The 7,146-nt window shown below is 57.2% G+C and carries 5 protein-coding genes and 1 pseudogene; 4 read left to right on the plus strand and 2 right to left on the minus strand.

Annotation, left to right across the window (positions count from 1 at the left end):
* Positions 1-96 precede the first annotated feature (96 nt).
* The 3 genes from DA915_RS03175 to ubiA all read left to right on the plus strand — a co-directional run bounded on the left by DA915_RS03175 (position 97) and on the right by ubiA (position 3,475).
* Entirely contained in the window at positions 97-1,353 is a 1,257-nt protein-coding gene (locus tag DA915_RS03175) for a cyclopropane-fatty-acyl-phospholipid synthase family protein (RefSeq protein ID WP_107675118.1), read from the plus strand.
* A gap of 145 nt (positions 1,354-1,498) precedes the next feature.
* Positions 1,499-2,299 (plus strand): MipA/OmpV family protein, encoded by an 801-nt coding sequence (locus tag DA915_RS03180; protein WP_003503231.1) that lies wholly within the window; start codon positions 1,499-1,501, stop codon positions 2,297-2,299.
* A 222-nt stretch (positions 2,300-2,521) separates the two neighbouring features.
* Positions 2,522-3,475 carry a 4-hydroxybenzoate octaprenyltransferase gene (gene ubiA / locus DA915_RS03185; RefSeq protein WP_060722937.1) on the plus strand — a complete coding sequence of 318 codons (954 nt, stop codon included), beginning with the start codon at positions 2,522-2,524 and terminating at the stop codon, positions 3,473-3,475.
* 75 nt (positions 3,476-3,550) lie between these two features.
* Here ubiA and DA915_RS03190 read toward each other — a convergent pair whose 3' ends face one another.
* Positions 3,551-4,117 (minus strand): DUF6101 family protein, encoded by a 567-nt coding sequence (locus DA915_RS03190; RefSeq protein WP_003503226.1) that lies wholly within the window; start codon positions 4,115-4,117, stop codon positions 3,551-3,553.
* A gap of 367 nt (positions 4,118-4,484) precedes the next feature.
* Between DA915_RS03190 and DA915_RS03195 the strand changes: the two genes are divergently transcribed.
* Positions 4,485-6,923: a DUF1217 domain-containing protein gene (locus DA915_RS03195; protein WP_107675119.1), complete on the plus strand. Its 2,439-nt coding sequence runs from the start codon at positions 4,485-4,487 to the stop codon at positions 6,921-6,923.
* 53 nt (positions 6,924-6,976) lie between these two features.
* Here the strand turns inward: DA915_RS03195 and DA915_RS29150 are convergent.
* Positions 6,977-7,146: pseudogene (locus tag DA915_RS29150) on the minus strand (LysR family transcriptional regulator); the annotation flags it as partial.

Below are 7,146 nucleotides of genomic sequence, written 5' to 3' on the forward strand. Positions count from 1 at the left end.
CGTTCAATTTTTTTGAAATAAGACTATCTTGAAACTTGTGCCGAAAGGAATACGGTCTGCAAAATTGATAAGTGAGACTTAGCAATTGGGGGTGCCATGGCGTCGTCTCTGCATGTTCTTCTCGAAAAGATAATCAAGATCGGTGATCTCACCGTCAACAGCCCGGGCGGCAGCCGCACTTTCGGCAACGGCACGGGAAAAAAGGTGGTTCTGAACTTCACCGATGAAGCCGCCATGCAGGAGATAGCCGCCGATCCGGCGCTGAAGCTCGCTGAAATGTACATGGAGGGCCGGGCGAAGGTCGCAGAAGGCGACATCTACGATTTCCTCGCACTGGTCAAAGGCAACACGCTGAGCGAGGCGCTGTCCTTCGGCATGGTCTGGCGCGGCATGGCACGCATCATCGCCGCCCGCATCAAGATGCATCTGCCGGTCAATCACAACAAGAGCAATGTCGCTCATCATTATGACCTGAGCGCCAAGCTGTTCGATCTCTTCCTTGATGAGGACTGGCAATACTCCTGCGCCTATTTCAATCCGCCCGGCATCAGCCTTTATGAGGCGCAGGTCGCCAAGAAAAGGCATATCGCGGCCAAGCTGATGACCGAGCCGGGCCAGAGCGTGCTGGAAATCGGCTCCGGCTGGGGCGGTATGGCGATGTATATCGCCGAAAGCGCCGGTGCCGACGTGACCGGCATCACGCTCAGCGAGGAACAGCTGCGCGTTTCCCGCGATCGTGCGGCAAAACGCGGGCTTGCCGGCAATATCCGCTTCGAATTGCAGGATTACCGCTATCTGCCGGCCTCGAAGAAATATGACCGCATCGTCTCCGTGGGCATGTTCGAACATGTCGGGCCGACGCATTATCGCGATTATTTCGACAAGGTGGCGGAGGTGCTGGACGACAGGGGCGTGATGGTGCTGCATTCCATCGGCCAGCCCAGCCCTGCACTGGCGACCAATCCCTTCATCGAAAAATATATTTTCCCCGGTGGGTATATACCCTCGCTTGCCGAGGTGCTGCCGTCGATCCAGAAATCCGGGCTGCTGGTGAAGGATATCGAAATCCTGCCCATGCATTATGCGCATACGCTCAGGCATTGGCGCGAGCGTTTCGTGGCGCGCAAAGCCGAAGCGATAGCGCTTTACGACGAACGTTTCTTCCGCATGTGGGAATTTTATCTGGCGGGGTCGGAAATGGCCTTTACCCACGAAAATTTCCATATCTTCCAGATCCAGCTCGCCAAGGACCGCGACGCCGTTCCGCATAATCGCGACTACATTGCGCAGAACGAGGCGAAGCTGCTGGAGTTCGAGAAGACCCGTGCGCCACTCGAGAAGGTGACGTTCTAAGGTGTTTCCCCGTCATGCCGGCTCAGGGCCGGAATGATGGGGAAGTAGCCGCCGGTTTGCTTTCCCGCTCTGGTTAATGAAATGGAAAGACAATCCCTCTAATTCTATGGGCACCTTGTCTGTATTGCGTTTCTGGGGTTCTTTCATGTTCAAGCCATCAGCGGCCGCCGCCGCCTGTGTCCTGTCGCTTTTTGCCGTGGGCAATGCCCATGCGGAAGGCTGGTTTTCGGGCGACTGGTATCTGAAGCTCGGTGGTGCGGGTTTCACCGCGCCGAAATATCAGGGCGACAACAAGAATGAATTCGGCTTTTCGCCCATCATTTCGCTTGGCCGTCAGGGGCAGGGCGCGCGTTTTACCTCGCGCAACGACAGCGCCTCGATTTCGCTTCTGGACAATGGCCCGATCAGCATGGGTCTGGCCGGCAAGCTGGTTTCCCCGCGTGACGAGGGCGATTCCGCCGATCTCAAGGGCATGACCCGCATCAAGCGCGGCGGCGAGCTTGGTGGTTTCGCCGAGGCTTATCCGACCGACTGGCTGCGCGTTCGTGGCGAAGTCCGTCAGGGTATCCGCAGCCATAGCGGCGTGGTCGGCGATGTCGCCGTCGATGCCTTCACCGATATCGCCCCCGGCATCCAGATTTCCGCCGGCCCGCGCGCCACATGGGTGAGCAGCAAGTACAATGAGCGTTATTACGGTGTAAGTGCTGCGCAGACGGCCGCCGGTGCGCCATCGCCCTATAGCCCGGGCGGCGGCCTGCATTCCGCCGGCATCGGCGCCGCCATCACCTGGAAGGTCACCGAGAACGCCGAAGTCGGGTCGTTTGCGGAATATCGCCGCCTGACCGGTGATGCCGCCGATAGCTCGCTGGTGCGCGAGCGCGGCTCGAAAAACCAGTTCATCATCGGTGTTCAGGCAAGCTATAAATTCAATTTTTCGCTGCCCTGAGACAAGAAACCGAATGTCTGAGGTTGATGGCCCGCAGGAAACCGTTGCGGGCCTTGATGTTTCTGCCAATCCGCGTTCGACGTCATCCTCGGGTCAAGCCCGAGGATAACGTCGGTGAGGTTTTCGCTTTGCCGGTGGCGTGTTGCAATCCGCCAAGAACCGCGCATCTTTGCACTTTGAAATCCATTCCGATTTTCCCGCCGATGCTGTAGAACCATCCCTATGGTTCACCACAGCGATTTGTCAGACCGCGTTTCCGACGCGCCATCCAACAACTGGGTCTATCGGATTTTGCCGAGGTCCCTCTGGCCCTATGCGCAGCTTGCACGATGGGATCGCCCCATCGGCTGGCAATTGTTGATGTGGCCGTGTTTCTGGTCCGCGGCCCTTGCGGCCAATGTGGCGGTGGCAAGCGGCGGCTTTTCCTGGGCGACACTGATCTGGCATCTGGCGTTGTTCTTCATCGGGTCGGTGGCGATGCGTGGTGCGGGCTGCACCTATAATGATCTGGCCGACCACAAGATCGACATGGCCGTGGCGCGCACCCGTTCGCGGCCGCTGCCTTCCGGCCGCGTGAGCCGGATGCAGGCCAAGGTCTTCATCGTCCTGCAGGCGCTTGCCGGGCTCGTCGTGCTTTTGCAGTTCAACAGTTTCGCAATCGCGACCGGCATATTCTCGCTGGTTTTCGTGGCGATCTATCCCTTCGCCAAGCGCTTCACCAACTGGCCGCAATTTTTCCTCGGCCTTGCCTTTTCCTGGGGCGCGCTGATGGGCTGGGCCGGACAGTTCGGATCGCTCGCCTGGCCGGCTGTCCTGCTTTATGTCGGCTCCATCGCCTGGACGATCGGTTATGATACAATCTACGCCCATCAGGACAAGGAAGATGACACCGCGGTGGGCATCGGTTCGACCGCCCTGCTGTTTGGCGAGAACACACATCGCTGGCTGGTTTTCCTTTATGGCACAGCCCTTGCCATGATGTTCCTGTCGTTCTGGATGGCGGACGTTAACATCATTGCCTATAGCGGCCTTGCCGCTGCCGCGCTCATGCTGTTCCGCCAGGTCTGGGTGCTCGATATCGATGACGTGGACCAGTGCCTCGTGCTGTTCAAATCCAACAACCGCGTCGGCGTGCTGATTTTCGCAGGCCTGATCCTGTCGCTCCTGCTGGCGTAAGCCGTGAAAATACGGAATGAAAAAGCCCGGCCGCGTCATCCGCGCCGGGCTTTTTGATTGTCTGGCTGAAGATTATCAGCTGCGGGCGATGATTTCCTTGCCCTCGATCTTCATGCTCATGCCGAGCGAACCGGTGGAGCGGCGAACGAGGAAGCGGGGACGGCGTTCCGCGAAATAGGAATGGCGGCGGCGCGGACGGGTATTCTGGGTGCGCACCTTGCCGAGATGTTCTTCCAGCGGACGGGCAACGCCATCGGCTTCCACCATCAGCATGGGAATGCGGTAGGCTTCAGACCAACTGCGCCAGTCGGCGGCGATATCGCAGAGATCGTGAGCGACGAGAAGTGGAACGCAGAGATCCGGATCATCATGGTGCAGTTCCAGGGTCACCGTCACCTGTCCGTCGCCATGGTCGATGGCGCGGGCGGCAACACCCTTGAAAGCGCGGGCAGGCAGGGCGAAGGACAGAGGCAGGCCGGAAGAGGACAGAACCTTTCGCAGAACGGCGCCCCGTTCATCGAGAGTGACGGCGACATCGGTCGCGCCATTGCCTTTTCCATAGGTGACCTGTTGCGGAAAACGTGCCGGGTCGAGTCTGAGAGTGGCGACGGCCCAGTCGGGCTTCAGAACGGTCTTGGTCATGTTTATTCTACCCTTGTTTTACCTGAGAGCCGGTTTCCGGTCTTCTCATCGGGACTTTTCGTCCTCTGATGTCGGGAGAATATCCGCCGCATGTTCGAGACTGCTTAAAAATCGCGGTTAAGAAAACTTTGCATTCCCAAATGGTTAGCAAAACACACTGTGGCATGGTTTCGCTTAGGTAAAGCAGATCGAGACAATGCGGTTTTTATCCCGATCGGAATTGTGCTCTTTCAAGCTACGGGCAAGGCGCGTCATGCATAGTCATGCCAAGGCTTGCCGTGCGTCCGGATGGGCGCGCGATGGGTGGTTCAAAACCGGAGCTTTTGGTGTCCCCGAGGGGATGCGCTGTGCTCCAGGGGGCATACGGATGGTATCGACTTATCTCAGCTACGACCTCATCAACCGCGATATGAAGGCAAGCATCTCGCGCGTGTCGCAGCAGGGGCTCGTGGAGCGGCAGACGAAATATTACAAGGAAAACATCGGCAATGTGAAAAGCGTCGATGAATTCCTCGATAACTACCAGCTCTATTCCTATGCCATGGATGCCTTCGGTCTGGGCGAGATGACCTATGCCAAGGCCTTCATGAAAAAGGTGCTCGACAGCGACCTGAACGACCAGAACAGCTTCGCCAACAAGCTGACCGACGAGCGTTATCGGGAATTCGCCGCCGCCTTCAATTTCAGCTCTTCGACAAAGACCGTGCAGACAGACGCACAGCTCGACAAGATGATCGGGCTTTATGATACGTCGATCACCAATCTGAACAGCAGCCTTGCAGAAGAGACACGTTATTACAAGGCAATCATCGGCACGGTGACGAATGCCGACCAGCTGCTGCGCAACGACCGCACCCGCGCCTATATCTTCCAGGTCTTCGGCGTCGATGAGAAGACCTATTCCTATGCCCATATCAAGGGATTGATGACGAGCGACGTCAACGATCCCAATAGCTACATTAACCAGAAATACGGCGCGGCCTATAATGACGCGGTCGAAAAACTGACGATGAAGGGTAATATCGAACTGCATGCGCAGGTCACCACCCGGATTACGGCCATCGATACCGAACTTGCGGGCACGGGTCTGACAAACGAAGAGCGCACGAAGCTCGAGGCGGAAAAGGTGACCCGCCAGGACCAGCTGACCCAGCTTGAGGCCGTTTTGCCACCGAAGGATGAGTGGGAGGCGAAGCTTGCGGCGATCAAGGCGGAACAGACGACGCTGTCGAACACCGTCACCCAATATAACAAGATGGCGCAGATCGCTAACGCCTTCGAGTTCAAGAATGACGGCACGGTAACTGCCGGCGGGGCACAGACGGCGGACAATCTGAAAGCCATCACGGACTCCTATATCGGCAGCGCAGCGCGTGTGACGCCGACCGTCGCGACGCTGAACCGCGATTACTTCGAATCGAAGATTGGTTCCATCACGACAGTAGAGGAACTGATGTCGGATGCGCGGCTTGTCAATTACATCAGAACGGCCTTCGATCTGAACGACCTGACCATCGTGCCGGCAACGATCAAGAACATCCTCACAAGCGATCTCAGCGATCCGAACAATTATATCGCGACCATGGGCAAGAACGACAAGCGTTACCTCGCCCTGAAAAACGCGTTCAACTTTCTACCCGACGGGACGCTCGCGGCCGGCACGACGCCGCAGACAACGACACAGACCGCGACGACCACCAGCGGTTACATGACCCATTACAATGATGCGGACGAGGCAGCTGACGCAAAGGCGCTCACGCTGTTCAAGAGCAGCATTGGCAAGGTCACAAGCGTCAATGATTTCCTCGGAACCAATGCGGTCTATACCTATGCGCTGAAGGCTGTCGGCCTCGATCCCACCAAGGTGAACATCTCCGATATTCAGAGGGTGCTGACCAGCGACCTGCAGGATAAGAAGAGTTACGTTTATACGCTGAAGGACGATCGGTATGTGAAGCTTGCCGAACTCTTCAACTTCACCAAGGACGGTTCGGTCGGTGCACCCATTCTGGCGCAGTCGGAAATCGAGCTGCAGACCATGTCGGCCGACTACATCAAGAAGAAATCGGCTTTCGGTACTGCTAAGGACAAGGAAGCCGCCACGACCGAGGCGAAATATTTCTCGGGCGAAATGCAGAAGATCAAGACGCTCAGTGAGTTCCTGGCCAATGATCGCCTGACCACATTCGCGATGGAATCGCTCGGCATTGACCCCAAGAGCGTGACGAAAGAACAGCTGCAGAAGATATTCACGTCAAATCTCGATGACAAGAACAGCTACGTCAACAAGGAAATGGACCCGGTCTTCCGTCGCCTCGTCACCGCCTTCAATTTCGACACGGACGGCAAGCTCCTTCATGAAGACCGCAGCCTGATCCAGACCCGGCGCGGCCTCTATGAAACGCTCGACAATTATCTGACCCAGACGCTGGAAACGCAGGCGGGCGAAGAAAACGCCGGCGTGCGACTGGCGCTCTATTTCAAGCGCATGGCGGCCGGGACGACGTCCTATTATTCGATCCTTGCCGATACCGCGATCCAGAACTTCATCAAGACCACCTTTGGCATTCCCGATGAACTCGGTAATGCCGGCGTCGATACCCAGGTGGCGATGATGAAGAAATATTTCGACATCAAGGATTTTCAGGACCCGGATAAGGTCAAGAAGCTGATCGCCCGTTTCACCATCATGTACGACAATCAGCAGAACGTCGCCGATCCCATCATGACCCTGTTCAATGGCAGCGGCTCGGTGGGTATCAGCGGCGATACGTTGCTGGCGGTTGCGACGCTACGGGCACGATAGCTCGAAAAGAGGAAGGCCGGACATGTCCGGCCTTTGCGATACCCACTATCCCTTCACCACCCCGGCAGCATATGCCCGGCGCGCAGGCGCGGCATCTTGGGGTAGGTCTTCACATCATTGTCCATCTCGTCGGCAACGCTCATTGGCGAGATATTGTCGAGGCAGGCGGTGATGTGGTCGGTAATGGCATTCACCAGCGAAGGCGAGAGACCGGGGCGTTTCA

The organism is Agrobacterium sp. LAD9 (assembly GCF_003031125.1).
GTDB lineage: Bacteria > Pseudomonadota > Alphaproteobacteria > Rhizobiales > Rhizobiaceae > Agrobacterium > Agrobacterium radiobacter.

Bases quoted from the DNA above. Each gene is read 5' to 3' on its own strand.
- DA915_RS03175 (WP_107675118.1), top strand. From the start codon at position 97: ATGGCGTCGTCTCTGCATGTTCTTCTCGAAAAGATAATCAAGATCGGT.
- DA915_RS03180 (WP_003503231.1), top strand. From the start codon at position 1,499: ATGTTCAAGCCATCAGCGGCCGCCGCCGCCTGTGTCCTGTCGCTTTTT.
- ubiA (WP_060722937.1), top strand. From the start codon at position 2,522: ATGGTTCACCACAGCGATTTGTCAGACCGCGTTTCCGACGCGCCATCC.
- DA915_RS03190 (WP_003503226.1), bottom strand. From the start codon at position 4,117: ATGACCAAGACCGTTCTGAAGCCCGACTGGGCCGTCGCCACTCTCAGA.
- DA915_RS03195 (WP_107675119.1), top strand. From the start codon at position 4,485: ATGGTATCGACTTATCTCAGCTACGACCTCATCAACCGCGATATGAAG.